The sequence below is a fragment of the Micromonospora sp. NPDC005172 genome (assembly GCF_040608555.1).
Lineage (GTDB): Bacteria > Actinomycetota > Actinomycetes > Mycobacteriales > Micromonosporaceae > Micromonospora.
Genome location: NZ_JBEXIL010000009.1, coordinates 1 through 21,953, shown reverse-complemented (window position 1 = coordinate 21,953; position 21,953 = coordinate 1). Strand labels below are relative to the sequence as shown.

The window sequence follows — 21,953 nt, the reverse complement described above, 5'->3', positions numbered from 1 at the left end:
CGACCCGCCGCACGGCAGGTCGGGCTTCGACGTGTCAGGGCCTGTCTGTCTCAGCGCGGCCAGCGTCGGTTCCCACCCACGCCGGCCCGGGCCGCGTACTCCTGGTGTCAGCTCTGCTGGGCGTCCTTGGCGCGGGCCTTGATCGCCCGCGCCACGCCGTCGCGGCCCTCGGCGACCAGGCGACGCAGCGGACTCGGGTTGCCGTCCTCGGCAAGCCACGCGTCGGTGGCCGCCACCGTGTCGTCGTCCACCAGGTACGTCGGGTACGCCAGCTGGGCGAACTCCTGCGCCGGCTCGCTGTCCCGGGTGGCCCACACCTGGCCGACCGCCGCGAAGTACCGCTCCCGGTACGGGGCGACCAGCTCCACCTGCGCCGGGTGGGCCAGGCCCTGCAACAGCGCCCGGTGCCGCCAGTTCGGCAGCGCGTCCGGTCCGGTCAGCAGCGCCCACACGGCGGCCTTGTTCTCCGCCGTCGGCACCAGCGCGTGCGCGTACGCGGCCTCCCGCTCGCCGCTGGCCGTCCGGTCGCCGGCCAGCTCCGCCTCGACCTCTGCCGCGCCGGCCGCGCCGTTGGCCACCAGCGCGCCGAGCACCGTCCAGCGCAGCTCGGTGTCCACGGTCAGCCCCTCCGGAGCGCCGGTGCCGTCCAGCCAGCCGCGCAACGTGGCCAGGTCCTCGTCGGAACGGGCGGCCGAGGTGAACGCCCGGGCCCAGGCGAGCTGGAAGCCGCTGCCCGGCTCGGCGGCGGCGAGCGCGTCCTTCGCCGCACGGGCCAGCCCCGCCCAGCCGGTGGCCGCCCACGCCGGGTCGGCGTAGAGAGTGAGCGCGGTGGTGGCCTGGCGCAGGGTGGCGGTGACCAGGTTGATGTCGGTCTCGGCGGGCAGCCCGGCCAGCACCAGCGCCACGTAGTCGCGCGTCGCCAGCTCGGCGTCGCGGGTCATGTCCCACGCGGCCGTCCAGCACAGCGCGCGGGCCAGCGACGAGTCGAAGCCGCCGATGTGCTGCACCACGGTCGCCATCGAACGGTCGTCGAGGCGCAGCTTGGTGTAGCTCAGGTCGTCGTCGTTGAGCAGCAACACGTCCGCCGCCCGGACGCCACGCAGCTCGGCGAGGTCGGTCCGCTCGCCGGTCACGTCCACCTCGTACCGCTCGCGGCGGACCAACTGGCCGTCGGCCAGGTCGTACAGGCCCACGCCGATCCGGTGCGTGCGCAGCGTCGGGTACGCCGTCGGCGCCTCCTGCCGGACGATCACCTGCTCGTACGTGCCGTCGGCGGCGATCGTCACCTCCGGACGCAGCGTGTTGACCTGCGCGGTCTCCAGCCACTGTGCCGCGAACTTGCGCAGCTCCCGGCCCGAAGCGGCCTCCAGCTCGGTGAGCAGGTCGTCGAAGGTGGCGTTGCCCCACGCGTGCTTGCCGAAGTACGCCCGCAGCCCGGCCACGAACGGCTCCTCACCCACGTACGCGACGAGCTGCTTGAGCACGCTCGCGCCCTTGGCGTAGGTGATGCCGTCGAAGTTGACCTCGACGGCCTCCATGTCCGGCATCTCGGTGTAGACCGGGTGGGTGGAGGAGAGCTGGTCCTGCCGGTAGCCCCAGTTCTTGCGGATCGACAGGAACGTCGTCCACGCCTCGGTGAACCGGGTGGCGTTGGTGTTGCACCAGTGGCTGGCCCACTCGGCGAACGACTCGTTCAGCCACAGGTCGTTCCACCAGCGCATGGTGACCAGGTCACCGAACCACATGTGCGCCAGCTCGTGCAGGATCGTGTTGGCCCGCTGCTCGTACTCGTAGTCGGTGACCTGCGAGCGGTACAGGTAGTGCGACTCGGCGTGCGTCACGCAGCCGAAGTTCTCCATCGCGCCGGCGTTGAAGTCGGGCACCCAGAGCTGGTCGTACTTCGGCAGCGGGTACCGCACCCCGAACTTCTCGTGGAAGAAGTCGAAGCCCTGCTTGGTGATCAGGAACAGGTCGTCGGAGTCCAGGTAGCGCGACATGGACGCCCGGCAGAACACGCCCAGGTCGATGCCGTCGTGGGTGTCGCGCACCTCGTGGTACGGGCCGGCGCACAGCGCGGTGATGTACGTGCTCATCCGGGGCGACTCGGTGAAGTGGATCGTCTTGAGGTCCTCGCCGGCCGGCTCCTCGCGCTCCACCGGCATGTTGGACACGACCCGCCAGTGCGCGGGCACCGTCGCGTGCCAGGTGTAGACGCTCTTGAGGTCGGGCTGGTCGAAGCAGGCGAACACCCGCTGCGCGTCGGCCGTCTCGAACTGGCTGTAGAGGTACGTCTCGCCGTCGACCGGGTCGACAGTGCGGTGCAAACCCTGCCCGCTGTTGGAGAAGGCGAAGTCCGCGTCGACGACCAGGGTGTTCTCGCTGGCCAGCCCGGACAGGGTCAGGCCCTTCTCGGCCGACCAGTCGGACAGGTCCACCGGGTCGCCGTTCAACGTGGCGGACCGCACCGACTCGGCGGCCACCTCGATGAACGTGCTCGCCCCCGCTTCGCCGCAGCGGAACCGGACCTCGGTCGTCGACCGGAAGGTGCGGCCGTCGGCCGCCAGCACGGCGGTCGACAGATCCAGACTGATGTCGTACCCGGTCACCTCGAGCAGGCGTGCCCGCTCCGTCGCCTCGACCTGCGTCAGGTTACGCACTCCCGGCACTGTTCGTCTCCATCCCACGTCTCGCCGTACGCCCGGCGGCGCCCGTCTGCCGACCGCTCGTGACGTCCGGCCCGGTCCGAGTCTTCCACGTAAGGCCAGCCATCGGTGGTCGAGGTCACGCTCTCCTTCGGGTGCCGGTCGGCGAGGCACGGAGAGAGGATTCTCGTGAGACGCCGGATCGCCGGCGCCGCTCCTGTCGCGAAGGGACCGCACCGTGTCCGAACGTGTCACCGCAGACATGTGGTTCGACCCGGCCTGCCCGTGGGCGTGGATCACGTCCCGTTGGCTGCTCGAGGTCGAGCAGATCCGGGACGTGGACATCCGCTTCCACGTGATGAGCCTGGCCGTGCTCAACGACGGCCGGGACCACCTGTCCGAGGACTACAAGAAATTCCTGAGCACCGCCTGGGGCCCGGTGCGGATCTGCATCGCCGCCGAACAGCGGTACGGCAACGAGGTCCTGCGCAAGCTCTACACGGCGCTCGGCACCCGGATCCACCTCGCCAAGCAGGAGCGTGGCCCGGAGCTGTACGTGGCCGCGTTGACCGAGGCCGGTCTCGACCCGGCGCTGGCCGCCGCCGCCGACAGCACCGAGTACGACGAGGCGCTGCGCGCCAGCCACGAGGCCGGCATGCGGCCGGTCGGCCAGGACGTGGGCACTCCGGTGATCCACGCGCCCGGTCCGGACGGCGCGCCTGTCGCCTTCTTCGGCCCGGTGATCACGCCCGCACCCAAGGGCGAGGCGGCCGGCCGCCTGTGGGACGGGGTGCTGCTGGTCGCCGGCATCCCCGGGTTCTACGAGCTCAAGCGCACCCGTGAGCAGGACCCGATCTTCGACTGAGTCCCGGCACACGCGCCCCCGTCCGGCCACTCGTTCGTGGGACCGGGCGGGGGCGCGGCGCGCCGGTGGCGGGTACGCCTCGCGGTCGTGGCGTCACCGGTGGGCGGGCGGCGTCGTTTCCCTCGGTGTCCGCCGCAGCGACCCGCAGGGCCGCACACCGCAGCTCGTGGAGGCAGTCCCGATGGCCAAGCACCGTGCGTCCGGTGACGATCAGTTGACCCGACAGGGGGTGATCGAGACTCCCGGCGCGGCGTACTGGTCGGTCGACGGCTCCCGCTGGCCGACAATCCGACCCGACCTTCCGGCCGACGTGGCGGATCTGCTCGCGCCGCCCATCGTGGTCGGCGTGGCCCGGGTGCCGGTGACCTCGCGCCTGACACCCGCGCGGGTCACGCCGGTGACACCCGCACCCGCGCCGGTGACGCCCGCTCCTGTCGCGGCGGCTCCGGAGCTGGTCGGGGTGTCGGCCGCCGCGCCGGCCGAGCCCGCCCCGCCCCCGCCGGCGCCGACCGCGCCGCGTCCCGTGCCGACCCCGCCGCTGAACCCGCGGCCCGTCCCGGCGCCGCCGCCGGAGCGTCCCGTGCCGGGGCCGCCCGCCACACCCCGCCGCAACACGATCGCCGGTCCCGTCGGGAACGGCCGGCGCGGCAACGCCGGACCGGTCGTCGCCGGTCGACACCGCCGGCACAACGGCGCGTCCGGCCGCGCCGGCTGACCACACGTCGACGTCCCGGCACTTTCATCTGGTGGACGCCGCGCGGGTCCCCGTCGTCCGTGACGTCGCCGCCGGTAGCGTCACTGGGCATGACGGTCGTACATCCGATCGCCCGGGCCTGGATCACCACTGGCGGCACCGGCGCGCAGAACTACGACGAGTTCGCCGACGACGCGGAGATCACCGCGATCATCGAGGCGAACCCGCACAGTGCCCTCGGCATCGAGATGCCGCATCGTGCACCGGACAGCCTGGGGACGTCGTTCCTCGACGCGCTGCCGGCCTCGGTGGCCCGACTCGCCGAGGCCAAGGCCGACGGCAGCTACACCCCCGCCGAGCAGGTGGTCGTGCTGTACCGGATCAGCGCCCCGGGCGAGGAGACGGCGTACGGACTGTTCGCGCTGGTGGACACCGACCAGATCTCCACCAGCGCCGACGAGCCGGGCCTCGTCATCCGCAACGAGGACGTGTTCATCGCCAAGGTGCGTGAGCGCGTCGCACTGGCCGAGGCGCTGGGCCACCTGCTCTCCCCCGTACTCCTGTTGCAGACCGGAAGTGGCGACGAGCTGCACGCCGCGCTCGCGGCGGCGACCGACGCGGCCGGGGCGCCCGCCGCGACCGACACCGACCAGGCGGGCCGCACCCACGCCATCTGGCTGCTCGGTCCGGGCGCCGAGCAGGACGCGCTGACCGCGCTGGCGGGTGGCGGCGAGCTGGTCGTCGCCGACGGCAACCACCGCAGCCTGGCCGCCCAGACCGGCGGGTTGTCGCGCTTCCTGGCCGTGGTGACGACCCCCGCGTCGGTGGCCATCCAGCCGTACAACCGGCTGGTCAGCGAGCTGACCACCACGCCGGCCGAGCTGCTCGACCGGTTGCGCGCGGCGGGGGCCGAGGTCGAGCCGATCGACGGCCCGGTCGAGGTCCCGACGGCCGGCGGCACCGTCCACCTGCGGTTGGCCGACCAGGGGTACGCGGTGCGCCTGCCCGCCACCGCCGACGCCCGCCTGGAGAACCTGGACCACGCCCTGGTCGAGCGGCTGCTGTTGCGCGACGCCCTGGGTCTGGACCCGGGCGACAAGCGGATCACGTACGTGGGTGGGGACTACCCGGCGAGCTGGCTGACCGCCGAGGTCGACGCCGGGCGTGCCGAGCTGGCCATCCTCATCGCGCCGGTGACCGTGGCGGACTTCGTCGCGGTGAACCTGGCACGGGAGAAGATGCCCCGCAAGAGCACCTGGTTCACCCCGAAGGCGCGCGGCGGCCTGGTGGTCGCCGAGCTGCCGCGCTGACCGCGCACCCGCCCGACCGTGTGACGAACCCGCCTCTCCGATGCCGCCCCTGCGGCATCGGAGAGCGCGGCCTGACAGACTGCGCGGTATGCGCGTCTACCTGGGATCCGACCACGCCGGTTTCGAGTTGAAGGTGCACCTGGCCAACCACCTGGCCAAGCAGGGGTACGACGTGGTCGACGTCGGCCCGCACAGCTACGACCCGGACGACGACTACCCGACGTTCTGCCTGCACACCGGTGACCGGGTGGTCGCCGACGAGACCTCGCTCGGGGTGGTCATCGGCGGGTCCGGCAACGGCGAGCAGATCGCCGCGAACAAGGTCGCCGGGGTCCGTGCCGCTCTGGCCTGGAGCGTCGAGACGGCTCAGCTCGCCCGCCAGCACAACGACGCGAACGTCGTGGCGGTGGGCGCCCGTCAGCACACGTTGGACGAAGCCACGGGCATCGTCGAGGCGTTCCTGAACACGCCGTTCTCCGGAAACGAGCGGCATGCCCGCCGGATCATCCAGGTCGCCGAGTACGAGCTGACCCGGGAGCTGCCCGACCTGCCCTGACCGTGCCGGCGGCCCGCTCGCTGCTGGTCCGCTCATCCTTGGTCCGCTCGCCGTCAGCGCGGCGGGCGGGGCAGGTCCTCGCGGGGTACCCAGTTGCGACGGACGACCACCACCCTTGCCTCGGCCTCGGCGAGGTCGTCGTCGCTCGGCCGGGCGGCGTCACGGGCCCGCAGCGCCGCGCTCAGCCCCACCTGGGACGAGCCGGAGCCGACCAGTCCGCGTAGGCCTCGCTCGCCGTCGCGGTCGTCGCCGCCGGCCCCTCGACGTCGCGGCGGCGGCGGCGGCGAATCCCCGCCGTCGTGGACGTCGGCGGTGCTGACCGCCGAGCCGTCGGCACTTCGCGCCGTCGCGTCGGAGTCGGAGTGGTGGCGCAGCCGTCGCCTGCGTCGGTCCGGGTCGCCCATCCGCCGACCGTACCTCCCCACACCATCAAGATCCGCGCAAGATCAGGGATGCTGCTGCCTCCCGAGCGTCGGAGGCAGCAATATCTGGGTAGTTGTGCGGATCTTGACCGCCCGACCGCAGGCGGACCGACGATGTGCCGGCTGGCTACCCTCGGACCCGGGCGGTGGTGGCGCCGCCCGTCAGGGGGAGGACGAGATGGCAGACCAGACGCAGCCGTGGGCGGAGCGCACCGTGGAGGTCCCACCGCAGGCAGGCGTCGATGTGCCGGCGCAGCGGGACGGCTTCCGCCGCGGTGTGGCGCCGGTGGGTCAACCGCGTACTCCGCGGACCGAACCGTTTCCCGTGATCGAGGAGCCGACCGGTACGGGTTGGCCGGGCGAGCCCGCGCCGCGCCGTCCGCTGAGCTGGCGCCTGGCGCAGTTGCGTCGCGGCGGCGAGTGGAGTGCGGCAGCCGGCCTGTTCGCCTTCGTGTGCTGGGGGATCTGGGCGCTCTCCGGGGGTGGCAACCTGTCCGGCCCGTTGCTGGTGCTCGTGTTGAGCCTGCTGGTGGCGGTCGGCCTGTTCGCGCTGGCCCGGGCAGTCGGCCGCCTGGTGCTGGAGCGGCAGCTCGGGCGCGTCCGGCGCGGCGCGCGGGGCGCCCACCTGGCCACCGCGGTCTTCCTCGTCGGTCTCGGCGTGGCCTGGCTCCAGCAGACCGAGTGGGTCGTCTCGGCCTGGAACTGGATCACCTCGAACGTGTCCTGAAGGCGTGCACGGGCGGGTCGGCCTGACGCCGCCCGCCCGTGCACCCGGTCGTCTCCCCACCAGGCAGTGTCGCTGCTTACCCGGCCGGCCACGGTTCATCCGTCGCCGGCCGTTGCGGGTGCGTACCGGAAGGTTCCGGGGTGTCAGTGGCTGCCGCCGTGGCCCCTCGGCGTCGGCCCGGGGAGAGGCGACGCGGGCCGCCGGGTCCTCGACGCCGGGCTCGCCGCCGTCCGGGGCGACCATCCCGTCGTAGTTGTAGAGCGGGCCACCGTCGTCATGCTGCTTGGTGGTCTTGGGTGGGTCAGCCGGTGGCCGCCTCGGCGGCGGCGTGGTCCCGGGCCACCCGTACCAGTTCCACAAGCCCGCCCGCGTACTCCTGGGCCTCGCCGTGCGCCTCGTCGAACGGCGGCTGGAAGCCGACGCCCTCCCACTCGCCGGTGGTCGGGTTCCAGCGGTCGTTGCCGACCTCGAAGTCCCAGGCGAAGATGCCCAGCTCGTAGTAGAGCTGGTCGGCCGAGTTGCCGGCCGCGGAGTAGAGCACGTCGGCGACCGGGCCGGTCTGCGACGGCCAGGTGACCGTGCCGCGCTCCTGGGCGATGGCGCCGACGATCCGCCGGGCGCTGTCGAGGAACATCGTCGACTCGTCGATCGACGGCCGAGGCAGCGTGATCCGCCCGTCGGCCCGGTACGCCCCCGGCGGCCACATGAAGTACCCGCCGTAGGAGTGCACGTTCATCGCGAACCTGATGTTCGGGTGGGCCTTGGCCAGTGCGATGACGTTGCCACTCTCGGACTCGGACAGCTCGGCCGTACCCGCGTAGTTGCCCGAGAGGCAGTTCGCGCTGGCCCCGACATAGCCGTCGAAGTACGACCCGACGGTGTAGTTGCGGTTGACGTCGACGCCCCACGAGGTGCGGTACTTCGGGTCCCGGGCCGGCCCGGCGCAGTGGTTGACCAGGTTCTTGCGCTGGAAGTTGTAGTCGTTGAACGAGTAGTTCGCCCCGTCCGGGTTGACCGTCGGGATGACGAACACGTCGACCTGTTCCAGCAGCTCACGGGTGGCCGGGTCGGTGCGGGCATTCGCCAGCATCCGCTCGGCGAACTCCAGCGTCACCAGCGGCGTTGCCCACTCCCGGGCGTGTTCCTGGGAGTACGCCAGCACGCCGACCCGGGAGCCGTCGCGGTGCACGCCGAGGCGCAGCGCCTGCACCGTCCACGGCTTGGCCGGCACCTCGGTGCCCTGAAGCCCGTCGTCGAGGCGGGACGGTCCGGCGACCGGCATCGGCAGACCCGTCGAGCCGTCCTCGACGGTGGCCCGGAACCGGTTCGCCTGCCGGGCGTTGATGGCCGCCGCGACCTCGTCGGTGGTGCTCACCGTCGTGCCGGCGGCGTCGGTGGCGAGCGTGACCGTGAGGACGCGGTCGCGGTAGCCGACGGTCAGCGGTCGGTTGGCCCGGCCCGGGTCGACCGTGCGCACCTGCACGCCGTTCATGCCCTGGTCGCCGAAGCGGACCGACTCCACCACCACGGCGGAGACCGCCGGGTCACCCAGGTAGGCGACGGCGTTCCGGCGGTACCCCTGGGTCCTGTTCGGCAGGTCGATGACGTCGACCAGGTCCCGGTACTGGCGGGCGAGCCGCTTGATCCGCGCCTGGATGTCGACAGGCGTCAGGTACGCGTCGATGAAGTCCTTCTGGTAGCCGGCCGGCAGCGGCGGCGGGGCGGCGTTGGGCCAGAGCGCCGGCGTGATCGCCCGGCTGACCCCGCCGAGGCTGGAGGTGGCGGTCAGCTGCACCGGCCGGCTCGGCACCGGCTGGGGGAGCGCGTAGTGGTACTGATACTCGCCCGAGTCCTCGAACCGGTAGAGCGGGAACGATCCTGTCGCGCCGTCCGCGGTCCGCCAGCTGACCGTGATCTCCACGTCCGGGTCGTCGGTGGCGGTGGTGGCCACCTGCGCCTGCAGGAACGTCTGGCCCCCGGTGGTCCACCAGTACGCCTGCTGCACCTGGAGGGTGTCGACGGCCGCTGCCGCGCTGGTCCGGTGCCCGGTGGCCGGGGCGGCCAGTCCGGCGGCGGTGCGCGCCCGCGCCGCGCGGACGCTGTCGGCGAAGTGCCGGCTGCCATCGCCGGCCCGCTGCACGATCTGGGTGGCGGTGGCGCCCTGAGCGGTGAGGTCGGCGAGCTGCGCGCCGGTCAGCACCATGTCGGCGAGGAGCCGACCGTCCCGCGCCCGGGGGCGGTTGGCCAGGTCGGCGCCGACGGCGACCAACCTGTCGAGCTGGGCCTGATCGCGCAACTGCACGCGGACCAGAGCGGTCTCGGTGGCGGCCAGGGTGATCGGTGTGGCCACCGCGGCGGGTGCCGCCGTGACGGGGCCGGGATGGGACAGCGCCGCGCTGATCAGGATCGCTGTGGTGGCGGCTGCCGTCCACCGTCGTCGGACGATCATGTGCCCTCCTGTGACGGACGTCGATGCGTGTGGTCCTTACACCAGTGCACGGATCGACGTGTGTCAAGGAAACTGATCGGTAAGGGCGGCGTAAGGTCGTCTGGCGACGTCGACCGACATCATTCCCCCATCGCGTAGCCAACGAGGGGACCGTCGATGAGTCGACTACGGAGAAGTCTTGCCTTCCTGATCGTGCTGACCACCGGTCTGACGACCGCGCCGGGTGTCGCCACGGCAGCCGCGGCGCTGCCCACGTACACCTTCGTCGACCTCGGCACGCTCGGCGTGCCGAGTACGGGTGAGCCGCCCAGCAGCGACGGTTACGCCCTGAACAACGCCCGTACCGTGGTGGGCGTCTCCACGATCGACGGCATCTACAACTTCCACGGGTTCGCCTGGACGAACGGGACGATGAGCGACCTGGGCACCCTCTACGTCGACACGTACAGCGCGAGTTCCGCGGCGGGCATCAACGAGCGAGGGGTCGTCGTCGGGGCCACCCACGTCAACGCCACCGACCCTCCGCACGCCGTCCGGTACGACGGCGGCGTCATGACCGACCTCGGCACCGGGTACGGCGCGGGCAGCGGAAGCGCGGCGAACGACGTCAACTCCGACGGCGTGGTGGTCGGCAGCCGGTTCGAGAAGCAGGGCGCGCCGACCCGGGCGGTCGTCTGGCGGGACGGCAGGGTCGTCGACCTGGGCACGCTCGGCGGACAGGCGGGTCCCTGGGGCACCGACGGCATCGCCTACGGCGTGAACTCGTCCGGGCAGGTTGTCGGCGGCGCCGCCGTGCCGAGTGGCGGCCTGCACGCCTTCGTCCACAGCGGTGGCGCGCTGAGGGATCTCGGCACGCTGGGCGGCGTCACGGAGTCCACGTACGCCCGGGACATCAACGACCGGGGCCACGTCGTCGGTGTCTCGCAGAACACCGCCGGCCAGATGCACGCGACGCTCTGGCGCAACGGCACCATCCGCGACCTCGGGTCCCTCGGCGGCAACTACTCCGAGGCGCGCGCCGTGAACGAGGCCGGCCAGGTGGTCGGCATCGCCCGGACCAGCAGCCCCGACTTCTACAACGAGCGGGCGTTCCTCTGGCAGGGCGGCCGGATGGTCGACCTGAACACGCGGGTCCGGAACCTGCCACCGACGGTGACGCTGCGCTCCGCCGAGGACGTCAACGACGACGGCGTCATCGTGGGCCTCGCCTGCCCGATCGACTGTGCCGAAGGCGGCGACCGGGCCCGTCGGGCCTACCTGCTGGTGCCGACGAGCTGACCCGCGACAGGGGCGACCGGCGCCTGTCGTGCCCGTGCGGGACGGGCGCCGGTCACCGCGTCGCTGTCCCGTTGTCGTACGACTCGCGGGCGTCGAGCAGCTCGTCCCAGTGCTGCGCCACCCAGGCGCAGGCGACCGCGATCGGTTCGAGCATGCTGCGGCCCACCGGCGTCAGCTCGTACTCGACGTGCGCGCTCGCTCCGGCGTGGACGGTGCGGGCGACCAGCCCGTCCCGTTCGAGGGAGCGCAGCGACTGGGTGAGGACCTTGGGTGTGACCCGGCGCAGCGGCACGCGCAGCTCGGAGAACCGGCGAGGCCCGTCTTCCAGGCAGCGGATGACGAGCGCCGCCCACTTGTCACCGAACCGGATCGGATTGAGCGAGGAGGGGCACAGCTCGTCGAACATGTCGGCGGGCAGGGGTTGCCTCATGGCCTGACGATAGCTGGTATCCCAGCGGTAACCGGGCCCGGCGATAGCGTCGGCGAACCGGCCGGGCGCACCGGCTCCGGCCCCTGGTGAGAGGCGTCCGCCATGAACATCGTGATCTTCGGTGCGGGTGGCCGTGCCGGGCGGCAGGCCGCCGCCGAGGCGCGTCGACGCGGCCATCGGGTCACCGCCGTGGTGCGTGACCCGGCGGCCCACGACGACCTGGGCGACGCGCACGTGACAGCGGGCGACGTGACGGACGCCGCGAGCGTCGCGCGCGCCGCCGCCGGGCAGGACGCCGCACTCAGCGCCGCCGTGGACCTGTCCCAGCCACCACGCGACTTCTTCACGACGTCGTCCCGCGCCCTGGCCGCCGGCCTGGCCGAGGCGGGCGTACGTCGCCTGGTGGTGGTGGGCCTCGCGTCGATCATGCCCGGAGCGTCCGGCAGGGCCCTGATGGACGAGCCCGGCTACCCCGACGGGTACCGCTCCTTCTACCTGGGCCACGCAGCGGGCCTCGACGAGCTTCGGACCTGCGATCTCGACTGGGCGTACGTGGCCCCAGCCGGCGACTTCGACCACGACGGCACGCGGACCGGCCACTACCGGCTCGCCGAGCACGCCGACCCGACCAGCCGGATCAGCTACGCGGACTTCGCGATCGCGCTGGTCGACGAAATCCAGGCGCCCCGCCACCACCGGTCCGCCCTGAGCGTTCGGGAGGTGTGATGCCCGAGGTCCACGACAGCCCGAACACCTGGGTCGCCGCGCACATCCGCCGTTTCGAGGAGACCGGAGGCAGACCACGGCCAGGCGTGCACGATCTGCTCCTCACGACCCGGGGCCGAAGAACCGGCGAACTGCGCCGCACCGCGCTCGTGTACGAACGCGATGGCGACCGCTACGTGCTGGCCGCCTCGAACCGCGGCGCGGAGCACCACCCCGCGTGGTATCTCAACCTGCTCGCCGACCCGTACGTCACCGTGCAGGTCGGTACGGAGACCTTCACCGCCCGGGCGCGCACCGCCACGGTGCAGGAACGTCCGCGCCTGTGGCGTCTGATGGTGTCGGCCAGCTCGGAGTACGCCGCCTACCAGCAGCGGATCACCCGGGAGATTCCCGTGGTCGTCCTGGAACGCGTCGACGACTGAACGGCGAGCCCTCTACTCGGTTGCGACTGCGGCGAGGTCGGCTGCTGGCCGCTGGAAGCCCAGGTGATCACTACCGGGGAATCGGTGATGTGGCGGGGCTTCATACAGCCCTGCCGGCCCGAGCGCGACTATGGGGACTTCGGTCCGTTCGTGTTCCAGAGGGACCAGTACGAGCGCGCAGTCCGCGAGGCGGCTGCCGCCAGTCTGCCCCCAGCCCCCTGACAGGTGGCCAGCCGCGCAGGGGCGCGGCAGCCATCGCCTCGTCATCACGCCAGGGAGTGAGGCCGCATCGGCCGAGCCGCACGTCGTGGCCTTCCTCGTCGCCATTGGGATCGGGCTGCGCATCGAAGCCGCGATCAGCCAACGTCTAAGGTCCCCCGCGTGGGTGAGTTCATCGCGGTGTCCGCCTTTCGGACCGAGGACGCAGGCAGTGTGCTGGCCGCCGCCAGGCGGTTCTTCACGGTCAACGCCTGGCTGGCGGAGCCCGGCCGGGACGTGGAACCGGTGACTGACAACGACGTGCTGGGGTTCCCGCCAGTGAACGGCTGGACCGTCGTCAACTGGCCGAGCCACTTCACCGAACTCGCCGCCGCGGAGTTCATGTCTCGCGACCTCACTGTCCTGTGCAGCACTGTCCGCATCCACGACGGGGACTACTGGAGCCATTCGCTGCTGCGCGACGGTGTCACGCTGGACCGTTTCGCGACGATGCCGGACTACTTCACCGATGACCCCACGGACATCGCTCGCCTCACCGCCAAGTACGGCGGCCAGCCGGCCCTGATCGCAGAGGCAGTCGGCTGTCCAGTCGATGACGTCGCGCCTTACCTGGTTCAAGTCGACGTGGAAGACGGCGAGGACGAGGAGGGCCACTACGTCGGGGAGCCTGAGATGGGCCGGGCATTCCCTGACGATGAGTTCGAGCTGGATTCCCCCTGGGTCTTTGTCGACTTCTGGCGGAGGTTCGGCCCTCGCTATCCCGACGACCTGTCCACCCACCTCTGGCGCCTGCGCCTGGCCGAAGGATGGCTCGACAAGCTTCCGGGCGGAGATGCGGAGCTGTAACCAGGGCTGAGCGCCGAAGCGGATCTTTGCGGGCCGGGGTTCGGGGCGCGACCCGTGCAACACCGGCAACATCCTCGCCGCGCCCTCCAGCACCAGCACCCGGGGGAGCACGGGACCATCCGGAGACCCTGATCTACCAGCCCGATCGCCGGGCAGAGTCACGGCCGAGCCGTATGGCACGCGGGATAGTTGGAATGGCCCAGGTGCCGCGATCATGCGGCCGACCTGGGCCTTGGTGGGTGGAGCGGGCGACGGGAATCGAACCCGCACCGTCAGTTTGGAAGACTGAAGCTCTGCCATTGAGCTACGCCCGCGCTCGGCCCCGCCGAAACGGGGCGCGCCGACAGCGTACCCAATGGCGGTGGTGGGCGCGCGACCGCGCCACCGCCCCCGCGGCGTCGTGTCGCCGCGCGGCACCCTCAAGATCCGCACAACAACACCGAAGTTGTGGCATCCGCGCGCCGGGAAGCCGCAATTTCCCCGATGTTGCGCGGATCTTGCGGCCAACGGCCAACGGCCAAGGTCAAAGGCCAGCGGGCGGCGGGCCGCGAAAGGTGGGGGAGATGGGTGCTTTGGGGAAATCTGTCCGGGTGGGGGACGCCCCGGCACTGCCTGAGGCGCGGCGACGGCATAGACTGCACGTCGCCACGGGGTGTGGCGCAGCTTGGTAGCGCACTCGCTTTGGGAGCGAGGGGCCGTGGGTTCAAATCCCGCCACCCCGACTGTCGTTCGCGTCCGGGTCGCCCCGGGCGCTGCGAGCCGGACCCGCCGGCTCGCCTACACTCGATGGGCCAATCGAAGGCCCAGAATCAAAACCCAGATCCGTCAAGGAGTACGCCTGTGAAGAGCACCGTCGAGACTCTGAGCCCGACGCGCGTGCGGCTCGCCATCGAGGTGCCGTTCGTCGAGCTCGAGCCGAGCCTCAAGAAGGCGTACCGGGAGATCGGTTCGCAGGTCCAGGTCCCGGGCTTCCGCCGGGGCAAGGTGCCGACCGCGGTGATCGACCAGCGGGTGGGCCGGGGCACCGTCCTCAACGAGGCGGTCCAGGAGGCCATCCCGGAGAACATCATGGCCGCGGTACGCGAGCACGACCTGAAGACGCTGGGGCGTCCCGAGGTCGAGATCACCGAGTTCAACGACGGTGACTCGCTGAACTTCACCGCCGAGGTCGACGTCCGCCCGGAGATCACGCTGCCCGACGCCAGCACCATCGAGGTGACCGTCGACGAGCTGCAGATCGACGAGAGCGAGATCGACGAGCAGGTCAAGAACCTGCGCGAGCGGTTCGCCACCCTCAAGACCGTCGAGCGCGCCGCCGCCGAGGGCGACTACGTGCAGATCGACCTCAACGCCACCGTCGACGGCGTGGACGTGCCGGGCGGCCAGGCGAGCAACATCTCCCACGAGGTGGGCAGCAAGCAGCTCCTGCCGGGTCTGGACGAGGCCGTCGTCGGTCTCGCCGCCGGCGACAGCACCACCTTCACCACCCAGCTCGTGGGCGGCGACTTCGCCGGCCAGGACGCCGAGGTGGCGGTGACCGTGCGCACGGTCAAGGAGAAGGAGCTGCCGGAGCTGAACGACGAGTTCGCCCAGATGGCCAGCGAGTTCGACACGATCGACGAGCTGCGCGACGACCTGCGCGGCCGGGTCACCCAGGGCAAGCAGGTCGAGCAGATCTACGCCGCCCGGGACAAGGCGCTCGCGCAGCTGGTCGAGACCGCCGAGGTGCCCGCGCCGGAGGGTGTCGTGCGCGAGGAGGTCGCCAGCCGCAAGCAGGCCATGGTCGACCAGCTCGAGCGGATCGGCGCCTCCCTGGAGGAATACCTCGCGGCCGAGGAGAAGACCGAGGAGCAGATCGACGCCGAGCTGACCGAGGCGGCCACCGAGGGCGTCAAGGTCCAGCTCCTGCTCGACACGCTGGCCGACGCGGAGGACGTGCAGGTCTCCGACGACGAGTTCGGGCACGAGATCGTGCACCGGGCGCAGCGCGCCGGGATGGCCCCGCAGCAGTACTACGACCAGCTGGTGCGCTCCGGCGCCGCCGCCGCGGTCTTCGGTGACGTGCGGCGCGGTAAGGCGCTCGCGGCAGTCATGGAGCGCATCTCGATCAAGGACGCGGCCGGTAACCCGGTCACCCTGGACGCGTTGCGCGCCGCCAACGAGGCCGAGCACAACCACGAGCACTGATCGTCGGGTGCGGCCGCCGTCCGCCGCTGCGCGGTGCACGGCGGCCACACCCGTTCCCGGGTACGCCCGGAAGCCCGCGCCGCGGGTGCGCCCGACGCGACTGCGCTGAGAGCGAACAGTGCCCCGACCGGGACTCTGCCGCCCCGCACAGCGGTTAGTGTCGGGAAAGACGGTACGGAGAGCGAAGGGCTGCCATGACCGACATGCACATCCCCAAGAAGTCGCTCCGGGCGATTGACGCGCGCGGTGGCGACTCCATTGGCAACCTCGACGACTCGGTCTACAACCGGTTGCTCAAGGAACGCATCATCTTCCTGGGCAGTGAGGTGACCGACCAGGTCGCCAACCGCATCTGCGCGCAGCTGCTGCTGCTCGCCGCGGAGGACCCGGACCGCGACATCAACCTGTGGATCAACTCGCCGGGTGGCTCGGTCTACTCGGGCATGGCGATCTACGACACCATGCAGTTCATCGACAACGACGTGTCGACCGTGGCGATGGGCATGGCTGCCTCGATGGGTCAGCTGCTGCTCTGCGCGGGCACGAAGGGCAAGCGTTACGCGCTGCCGCACGCCCGGATCATGATGCACCAGCCGTCCGGTGGTCTGGGCGGCACGGCGTCCGACATCGCCATCCAGGCGGAGCAGATGCTCTACACGAAGCGGATGTTCCAGGAGCGGGTCGCGCACCACACCGGCCAGAGCCAGTCGCAGATCGAGGCCGACTCGGACCGGGACCGTTGGTTCACCGCCCAGGAGGCCATGGACTACGGCTTCATCGACAAGGTGATCATCGGGGCCGCTCAGGTTCCGGATGGCGCCGGGACCCTGAGCTGAGGAGCTGACGATGACCGATCTGAGCCTGCCGCCCCAGTTCGCGGCCGTGCACAACCGCTACGTTCTGCCGTCGTTCGTCGAGCGCACGTCGTACGGGGTCAAGGAGTCGAACCCGTACAACAAGCTCTTCGAGGACCGGATCATCTTCCTCGGTGTGCAGGTGGACGACGCGTCGGCCAACGACGTGATGGCCCAGCTGCTCACGCTGGAGGGCACCGACCCGGACCGCGACATCATCATGTACATCAACTCGCCTGGTGGCTCGTTCACGGCCATGACGGCGATCTACGACACGATGCAGTACGTCCGTCCGGACATCTCGACGGTCTGCCTCGGGCAGGCCGCCAGCGCGGCGGCGGTGCTGCTGTCGGCGGGTACTCCGGGTAAGCGGATGGCCCTGCCGAACTCGCGGATCATCATCCACCAGCCGGCCACCGAGGGCGGCTACGGGCAGGGCTCGGACATCGAGATCCAGGCCCGGGAGATCCTGCGGATGCGTACGCAGTTGGAGGACATGCTGTCCCGCCACTGCAACCGCCCGATCGATCAGGTTCGCAAGGACATCGACCGCGACAAGATCATGACGGCCGCGGAGTCCAAGGAGTACGGGCTGGTGGACACCATTCTGACCAGCCGCAAGAAGGGTCTGCTGGCTGCCAACGCGGCCAGCTGAGTCAGTACCGGGTCAGAGGTTGGCCGGGGCCTTGGTTCCCGGCCGACCTCTGACACACCCGTTTTGGGGGTCGGAGAATGCCCCGCCAGCGGGTAACGTCGGGTCCGTACCGCTTCGCCGGTCGGGCCGGTGGGGCGAACCAAACCGGGCGGCGCGCAGCGTCCGCAGGTCAGGGCCGGGTCTCCGGCCGACGAGTGCAGGGAGAACGTAGGTGGCACGGATCGGTGACGGCGGCGACCTACTGAAATGCTCCTTCTGCGGTAAGTCGCAGAAGCAGGTGAAGAAGCTCATCGCGGGCCCTGGGGTCTACATCTGCGACGAGTGCATCGATCTCTGTAACGAGATCATCGAAGAGGAGTTGGCCGAGTCCGGCGAGGTGAAGTGGGAAGAGCTTCCCAAGCCGATGGAGATCTGCCAGTTCCTCGACAACTACGTCGTCGGCCAGGATCAGGCCAAGAAGGCGCTCGCCGTAGCGGTCTACAACCACTACAAGCGGATCCAGGCCGAAGCGGCCAACGCGCCCGGCTCCGGCAGTGATGCCGTCGAGCTGGCGAAGTCCAACATCCTGCTGCTCGGCCCGACAGGGTGCGGCAAGACCCACCTGGCGCAGACGCTCGCCCGGATGTTGAACGTCCCGTTCGCCATCGCCGACGCCACGGCGCTGACCGAGGCGGGCTACGTGGGCGAGGACGTGGAGAACATCCTCCTCAAGCTGATCCAGGCCGCCGACTACGACATCAAGCGCGCCGAGACCGGCATCATCTACATCGACGAGGTCGACAAGATCGCCCGTAAGTCGGAGAACCCGTCGATCACCCGCGACGTCTCCGGCGAGGGTGTGCAGCAGGCTCTGCTCAAGATGCTCGAGGGCACGGTCGCCAACGTGCCGCCCCAGGGCGGTCGCAAGCACCCGCACCAGGAGTTCATCCAGATCGACACCACGAACGTGCTGTTCATCTGCGGTGGCGCGTTCGCCGGCCTCGACCAGATCATCGAGTCCCGCACCGGGCAGGGCGGCACGGGCTTCGGCGCCCGGCTGCGGTCGGTCTCCGAGCGGTCGACCGACGACATCTTCAGTCAGGTCATGCCGGAGGACATGCTCAAGTTCGGGCTCATCCCCGAGTTCGTCGGCCGGCTGCCGGTCATCACCAACGTGCGCAGCCTGGACCGCAGCGCCCTGGTGCGCATCCTCACCGAGCCGCGCAACGCCCTGGTCCGGCAGTACCAGCGTCTGTTCGAGTTGGACGGTGTCGAGCTGGAGTTCGACGAGCCGGCACTGGAGGCCATCGCCGACCAGGCGATGCTGCGGGGCACGGGTGCCCGAGGCCTGCGCGCCATCATCGAGGAGGTCCTGCTCTCCGCGATGTACGAGGTGCCGAGCAACCCCGACGCCGCTCGGGTGCTGATCACCCGCGAGGTCGTCCTGGAGAACGTCAACCCGACAATCGTTCCGCGCGAGTTCACCGGGCGTCGGGCCCGGCGGGACCGCGAGGAGAAGTCGGCCTGATCCTCCCCGCGTCACGCCGGCCGTTCGTCACTGACGCGGCCGGCGTGACCGTGTTCGGCGGTCCCACTCGCCCGACGGGGTGACCGTCATCATCATCAGTCGAGCTGGTTCCTCGGCGTCGTTGCGGTAGCCGTGTTCCCGGTCGGCGTGGAACTCGATCGTGTCACCGGCCCTTACGGTGTGGTCCTGCCCGTCGACCCGGACGATCACGGTCCCGCTGAGGACGTGCAGGACCTCGCGGGTGCCGCGGGGGTGGTCGGAGGAGCGGTGTCCGTCTCCGGGTTCCATCCGCCAGTCCCACAGCTCGACGAGGTCGGGTTCGCCCAGCCCGCTGAGTAGGCGGGCACGGCCGCCGTGCTCGCCCTGCCACAGCACGGGCGCCTCGGCCGTGGGGCTGATCCTGACCGTCTGCTCCTCGTCGGGCTCGACCAGCCGGGCGATGTTGACACCGAACGCGTCGGCGACCCGGCACAGTGTGCCGACGCTGGGGTTGGTGCGTGCGCCCTCGATCTGCACGAGCATGCCCTTGCTCACCCCGGAGCGACCGGCCAACTCCTCGAAGGACCAGCCCCGGGCGGCGCGTAGCTCGCGTACCTGCCGGGCCACTGCGGCCGTCACCGCGCCCACCCGGCCACCTGCGTCGGTCATCAGACTATCCTTCACGGTCACTATTGTGATACGACAGTTGGATGTTCTCCATTCTCCTGGCAGCGCTCTCCGCAGTCGCGTTCGGCACGGCCGACTTCTCCGGCGGCAAGGCGTCCCGGCGCGCCGACCCGATCGCGGTGACCGTGGTCTCCCAACTGTTGAGCGTCCCGCTGCTGGTCGTACTCGTGCTGGTGGTGCCCGGGTCACCGACGGGTACCGACATCGCCTGGGGGTTGCTCGCGGGGGTGGCGGGAGCGGGCGGGATCGTCCTGCTCTACCGGGCGCTCGCCGGCGGGATGATGGCAGTGGTGGCACCGGTCACCGCGATCACCGCAGCGGTGGTTCCGATCGTCGCGGGCCTGTTCACCTCCACGTTCCCCGGCGCTCTGGCGCTCACCGGCGCCGGTCTCGCGGTGGTCGCGATCGCTCTGGTCAGCCTCGGCGAGGGGGGCGGCCGACCCACGGTTCCCGCGCGGACGGTGGGGCTCGCTCTCGCGGCCGGCGCGCTCTTCGGCGTGTTCTTCACACTGCTCGGTCAGGCCAGCGAGGGCGCGGGCATGTGGCCCGTGGCGGCGGTACGGACCAGCTCGATCGCCTTCGGCCTGCTCCTCGCCGCCCGCACCGGTGTGCGACTGCGGCTCGGACGGCGGGTGCTGGGCTGGGCGGCCGCCGCCGGGCTGCTCGACAGCACCGCCAACGCCCTCTTCATGGCCGCCGCTGCCCGGGGCCACCTCAGCATCGTCGCGGCGATCGCCGCGCTCTACCCCGCCAGCACGGTACTGCTCGCCCTGGCCGTCGACCGGGAACGACTGCGCCCGGTCCAGGTCGCCGGCCTCGGGTTCGCGGCGGGTGCTCTCGTACTGGCCAGCATCTGACGCTGTCCACACCGGCCCGTCCGGTCGTACTCTGGGCTCATGCGCGTCGCCGTCTGCCAGCTGAACGCCCGAGACGACCGCAAGGCCAACCTGGCCGCCGCGGAGGTGCTGCTGGAACGCGCCGCCGACGGCGGCGCGGACCTTGCCATCCTTCCCGAGTACGTCGACTATCTCGGCCCTGCGGACGGTCTGCCCGACCCGGAGCCGGTCGACGGCGAGGTGGGCAGCTTCTTCGCGGGCGTCGCACAGCGGCTGGGCATGTGGGTGCTGGCGGGGTCGTTCCACGAGGCCGGCCCGGACCCGGCGCACACCTGGAACACGTCGCTGGTCTTCGACCGCTCCGGCAACCTGGCCGCGAGCTATCGCAAGATCCACCTGTACGACGTGGAGATCCCCGGCCGCGTGTCCTACCGGGAGTCCGAGACGGTCGCGCCCGGTGTCCAACCCGTCGTGGTGAGCGTGGAGGGTCTCCGGGTCGGGTTGTCGATCTGCTACGACCTGCGCTTTCCCGAGTTGTACCGTCGCCTCGCCACCGAGGGCGGCGCCCAACTCCTGGTGGTGCCGGCGGCGTTCATGATGCACACCGGGCGGGACCACTGGGAGGTTCTCCTGCGGGCCCGGGCCATCGAGAACCAGTGCTTCGTGGCGGCGGCCGGTCAGACCGGTGACCACGAGCCGGGCCGCACCTGCTTCGGGCGCAGCATGGTGGTCGACCCGTGGGGCACGGTCCTGACCCAACTGCCCGACGGACCGGGGGTGGCTGTGGCCGACCTGGACCTCGACCGGCTCGCCGTCGTCCGGGCCGAGCTGCCGAGCCTCGCCAACCGTCGCCTCTGAGCTCAGCCCTCCAGGAGCACGCCGATCGTGGCAAGGCCGGCGATGACTGCGGCGGTGACCAGCAGGGCGGTGGTCATCCGGGACCTGCCGCGGCGGGCCAGCCGTCCCACCGAGAAGACCAGGACCACCAGTACGACCGCGCCGATCACCAGCTGCCAGAACGGCAGGAGAACGCCGAGCAGTGCTTCCTCGGCGAACACCGCGGTATCCAGCCCGGACTCATCCATGACTGACACTCTGGCACGCCGACGCGCGCCGCGTCGCCGACCACGATGGAGACCGCGCCGATCGGCTCGGTCAAACCAGTGATGAACCCTGATTTGCCTTCTCCCGGCCGTCCGCGTAACTTTCTCTCTGCACGGGGGAGGCCGGACAAACCGGCTGAGAACGGGCTCCGGGCTCGTGGCGGCAACGCCGAGCGAGGCCGGGATCGGGCGGTGCGAAACACCTCGGAGACGGGGTTGCGGACGCGAAGCCGACCGGGTAGAGTTCTGAGGCCGGCAGGAGCCGGGCGGAGAGCCGCGAAGCGGCGATCGGCCGGTCTGCGGCTTCCCACGACAGTAACGACCGCCGGATACGGCGTGCGTCGTCGTGGGTCCGGACGAACCAAGTTGATCGCCTCAAATACGAGGTTGACAACGAAAGTTCAACCAAGTAGGTTTGAGCGGTTGCCCCGAAACGGGGTTCCACGGATGTGGAGCTTCTGATCGGTGTGTGGTTGTTCTTTGAGAACTCAACAGGGTGCTTGTAAAGCCAGTGCCAATTATGATTTATACCCCGGACTGGCAGCCTGCTTTTGGTGGG

21 protein-coding genes and 2 tRNA genes are annotated in these 21,953 nt (G+C 70.8%); 16 read left to right on the top strand and 7 right to left on the bottom strand.

The window, feature by feature from the left end; translation table 11 throughout:
- Nucleotides 1-107: 107 nt before the first annotated feature.
- Entirely contained in the window at nucleotides 108-2,657 is a 2,550-nt protein-coding gene (pepN, locus tag ABZV06_RS08420) for an aminopeptidase N (RefSeq protein WP_355619743.1), read from the bottom strand.
- A gap of 223 nt (nucleotides 2,658-2,880) precedes the next feature.
- Here pepN and ABZV06_RS08415 point away from each other — a divergent pair, with 223 nt between their 5' ends.
- From ABZV06_RS08415 to ABZV06_RS08400, 4 genes are all read left to right on the top strand, one after another.
- Nucleotides 2,881-3,507 (top strand): disulfide bond formation protein DsbA, encoded by a 627-nt coding sequence (locus ABZV06_RS08415; protein ID WP_355241603.1) that lies wholly within the window; start codon nucleotides 2,881-2,883, stop codon nucleotides 3,505-3,507.
- Nucleotides 3,508-3,688: 181 nt separating this feature from the next.
- Nucleotides 3,689-4,222, top strand: coding sequence for a hypothetical protein (locus ABZV06_RS08410; RefSeq protein WP_355241600.1), 534 nt, complete (start codon nucleotides 3,689-3,691; stop codon nucleotides 4,220-4,222).
- Nucleotides 4,223-4,311: 89 nt separating this feature from the next.
- On the top strand, nucleotides 4,312-5,511 hold the full coding sequence (locus tag ABZV06_RS08405; RefSeq protein ID WP_355241597.1) for a DUF1015 family protein: 1,200 nt from the start codon (nucleotides 4,312-4,314) through the stop codon (nucleotides 5,509-5,511).
- A gap of 88 nt (nucleotides 5,512-5,599) precedes the next feature.
- A complete protein-coding gene (locus ABZV06_RS08400) occupies nucleotides 5,600-6,067 on the top strand; it encodes a ribose-5-phosphate isomerase (protein ID WP_355241595.1) in 468 nt (155 codons plus the stop codon).
- A gap of 53 nt (nucleotides 6,068-6,120) precedes the next feature.
- On the opposite strand, the gene ABZV06_RS08395 is transcribed toward ABZV06_RS08400, so the two are convergent.
- A complete protein-coding gene (locus ABZV06_RS08395; protein ID WP_355619740.1) occupies nucleotides 6,121-6,471 on the bottom strand; it encodes a hypothetical protein in 351 nt (116 codons plus the stop codon).
- 196 nt (nucleotides 6,472-6,667) lie between these two features.
- Between ABZV06_RS08395 and ABZV06_RS08390 the strand changes: the two genes are divergently transcribed.
- Entirely contained in the window at nucleotides 6,668-7,216 is a 549-nt protein-coding gene (locus tag ABZV06_RS08390; protein WP_355241590.1) for a hypothetical protein, read from the top strand.
- A 301-nt stretch (nucleotides 7,217-7,517) separates the two neighbouring features.
- Here ABZV06_RS08390 and ABZV06_RS08385 read toward each other — a convergent pair whose 3' ends face one another.
- A complete protein-coding gene (locus ABZV06_RS08385) occupies nucleotides 7,518-9,665 on the bottom strand; it encodes a M14 family zinc carboxypeptidase (RefSeq protein ID WP_355619737.1) in 2,148 nt (715 codons plus the stop codon).
- 156 nt (nucleotides 9,666-9,821) lie between these two features.
- Between ABZV06_RS08385 and ABZV06_RS08380 the strand changes: the two genes are divergently transcribed.
- A complete protein-coding gene (locus tag ABZV06_RS08380; RefSeq protein WP_355619735.1) occupies nucleotides 9,822-10,943 on the top strand; it encodes a hypothetical protein in 1,122 nt (373 codons plus the stop codon).
- 52 nt (nucleotides 10,944-10,995) lie between these two features.
- Here the strand turns inward: ABZV06_RS08380 and ABZV06_RS08375 are convergent, their stop codons facing one another.
- On the bottom strand, nucleotides 10,996-11,373 hold the full coding sequence (locus ABZV06_RS08375) for a helix-turn-helix domain-containing protein (protein WP_355241581.1): 378 nt from the start codon (nucleotides 11,371-11,373) through the stop codon (nucleotides 10,996-10,998).
- Nucleotides 11,374-11,475: 102 nt separating this feature from the next.
- On the opposite strand from ABZV06_RS08375, the gene ABZV06_RS08370 reads away from it, so the two are divergent.
- From ABZV06_RS08370 to ABZV06_RS08360, 3 genes are all read left to right on the top strand, one after another.
- Nucleotides 11,476-12,099, top strand: a complete 624-nt coding sequence (locus ABZV06_RS08370) for an NAD(P)H-binding protein (RefSeq protein ID WP_355619732.1) — start codon at nucleotides 11,476-11,478, stop codon at nucleotides 12,097-12,099.
- Nucleotides 12,096-12,521, top strand: coding sequence for a nitroreductase family deazaflavin-dependent oxidoreductase (locus ABZV06_RS08365; protein WP_355619729.1), 426 nt, complete (start codon nucleotides 12,096-12,098; stop codon nucleotides 12,519-12,521). The genes ABZV06_RS08370 and ABZV06_RS08365 overlap by 4 nt, the downstream gene beginning before the upstream one ends.
- A 381-nt stretch (nucleotides 12,522-12,902) precedes the next feature.
- Nucleotides 12,903-13,586, top strand: coding sequence for a hypothetical protein (locus ABZV06_RS08360; protein ID WP_355619726.1), 684 nt, complete (start codon nucleotides 12,903-12,905; stop codon nucleotides 13,584-13,586).
- A 240-nt stretch (nucleotides 13,587-13,826) separates the two neighbouring features.
- Here ABZV06_RS08360 and ABZV06_RS08355 read toward each other — a convergent pair.
- Nucleotides 13,827-13,900: transfer RNA gene (locus ABZV06_RS08355), tRNA-Gly, on the bottom strand.
- Nucleotides 13,901-14,234: 334 nt separating this feature from the next.
- Here ABZV06_RS08355 and ABZV06_RS08350 point away from each other — a divergent pair.
- From ABZV06_RS08350 to clpX, 5 genes are all read left to right on the top strand, one after another.
- Nucleotides 14,235-14,308: transfer RNA gene (locus tag ABZV06_RS08350), tRNA-Pro, on the top strand.
- A gap of 118 nt (nucleotides 14,309-14,426) precedes the next feature.
- Nucleotides 14,427-15,773, top strand: a complete 1,347-nt coding sequence (tig, locus tag ABZV06_RS08345; RefSeq protein ID WP_355241572.1) for a trigger factor — start codon at nucleotides 14,427-14,429, stop codon at nucleotides 15,771-15,773.
- A gap of 194 nt (nucleotides 15,774-15,967) precedes the next feature.
- On the top strand, nucleotides 15,968-16,609 hold the full coding sequence (locus ABZV06_RS08340; protein ID WP_007464111.1) for an ATP-dependent Clp protease proteolytic subunit: 642 nt from the start codon (nucleotides 15,968-15,970) through the stop codon (nucleotides 16,607-16,609).
- A gap of 10 nt (nucleotides 16,610-16,619) precedes the next feature.
- Nucleotides 16,620-17,282, top strand: a complete 663-nt coding sequence (locus ABZV06_RS08335) for an ATP-dependent Clp protease proteolytic subunit (protein ID WP_355241569.1) — start codon at nucleotides 16,620-16,622, stop codon at nucleotides 17,280-17,282.
- Nucleotides 17,283-17,493: 211 nt separating this feature from the next.
- Nucleotides 17,494-18,789 (top strand): ATP-dependent Clp protease ATP-binding subunit ClpX, encoded by a 1,296-nt coding sequence (gene clpX / locus ABZV06_RS08330; protein WP_145779357.1) that lies wholly within the window; start codon nucleotides 17,494-17,496, stop codon nucleotides 18,787-18,789.
- A gap of 27 nt (nucleotides 18,790-18,816) precedes the next feature.
- Here clpX and ABZV06_RS08325 read toward each other — a convergent pair whose 3' ends face one another.
- Nucleotides 18,817-19,437 carry an XRE family transcriptional regulator gene (locus ABZV06_RS08325; protein ID WP_355241566.1) on the bottom strand — a complete coding sequence of 207 codons (621 nt, stop codon included), beginning with the start codon at nucleotides 19,435-19,437 and terminating at the stop codon, nucleotides 18,817-18,819.
- Nucleotides 19,438-19,478: 41 nt separating this feature from the next.
- Here ABZV06_RS08325 and ABZV06_RS08320 point away from each other — a divergent pair, with 41 nt between their 5' ends.
- Both ABZV06_RS08320 and ABZV06_RS08315 read left to right on the top strand, forming a co-directional pair.
- Nucleotides 19,479-20,312: a DMT family transporter gene (locus tag ABZV06_RS08320; protein ID WP_355619723.1), complete on the top strand. Its 834-nt coding sequence runs from the start codon at nucleotides 19,479-19,481 to the stop codon at nucleotides 20,310-20,312.
- 39 nt (nucleotides 20,313-20,351) lie between these two features.
- A complete protein-coding gene (locus tag ABZV06_RS08315; RefSeq protein WP_355619720.1) occupies nucleotides 20,352-21,149 on the top strand; it encodes a carbon-nitrogen hydrolase family protein in 798 nt (265 codons plus the stop codon).
- Nucleotides 21,150-21,151: 2 nt separating this feature from the next.
- Here ABZV06_RS08315 and ABZV06_RS08310 read toward each other — a convergent pair whose 3' ends face one another.
- On the bottom strand, nucleotides 21,152-21,376 hold the full coding sequence (locus ABZV06_RS08310; protein ID WP_355241557.1) for a hypothetical protein: 225 nt from the start codon (nucleotides 21,374-21,376) through the stop codon (nucleotides 21,152-21,154).
- Nucleotides 21,377-21,953 lie beyond the last annotated feature (577 nt).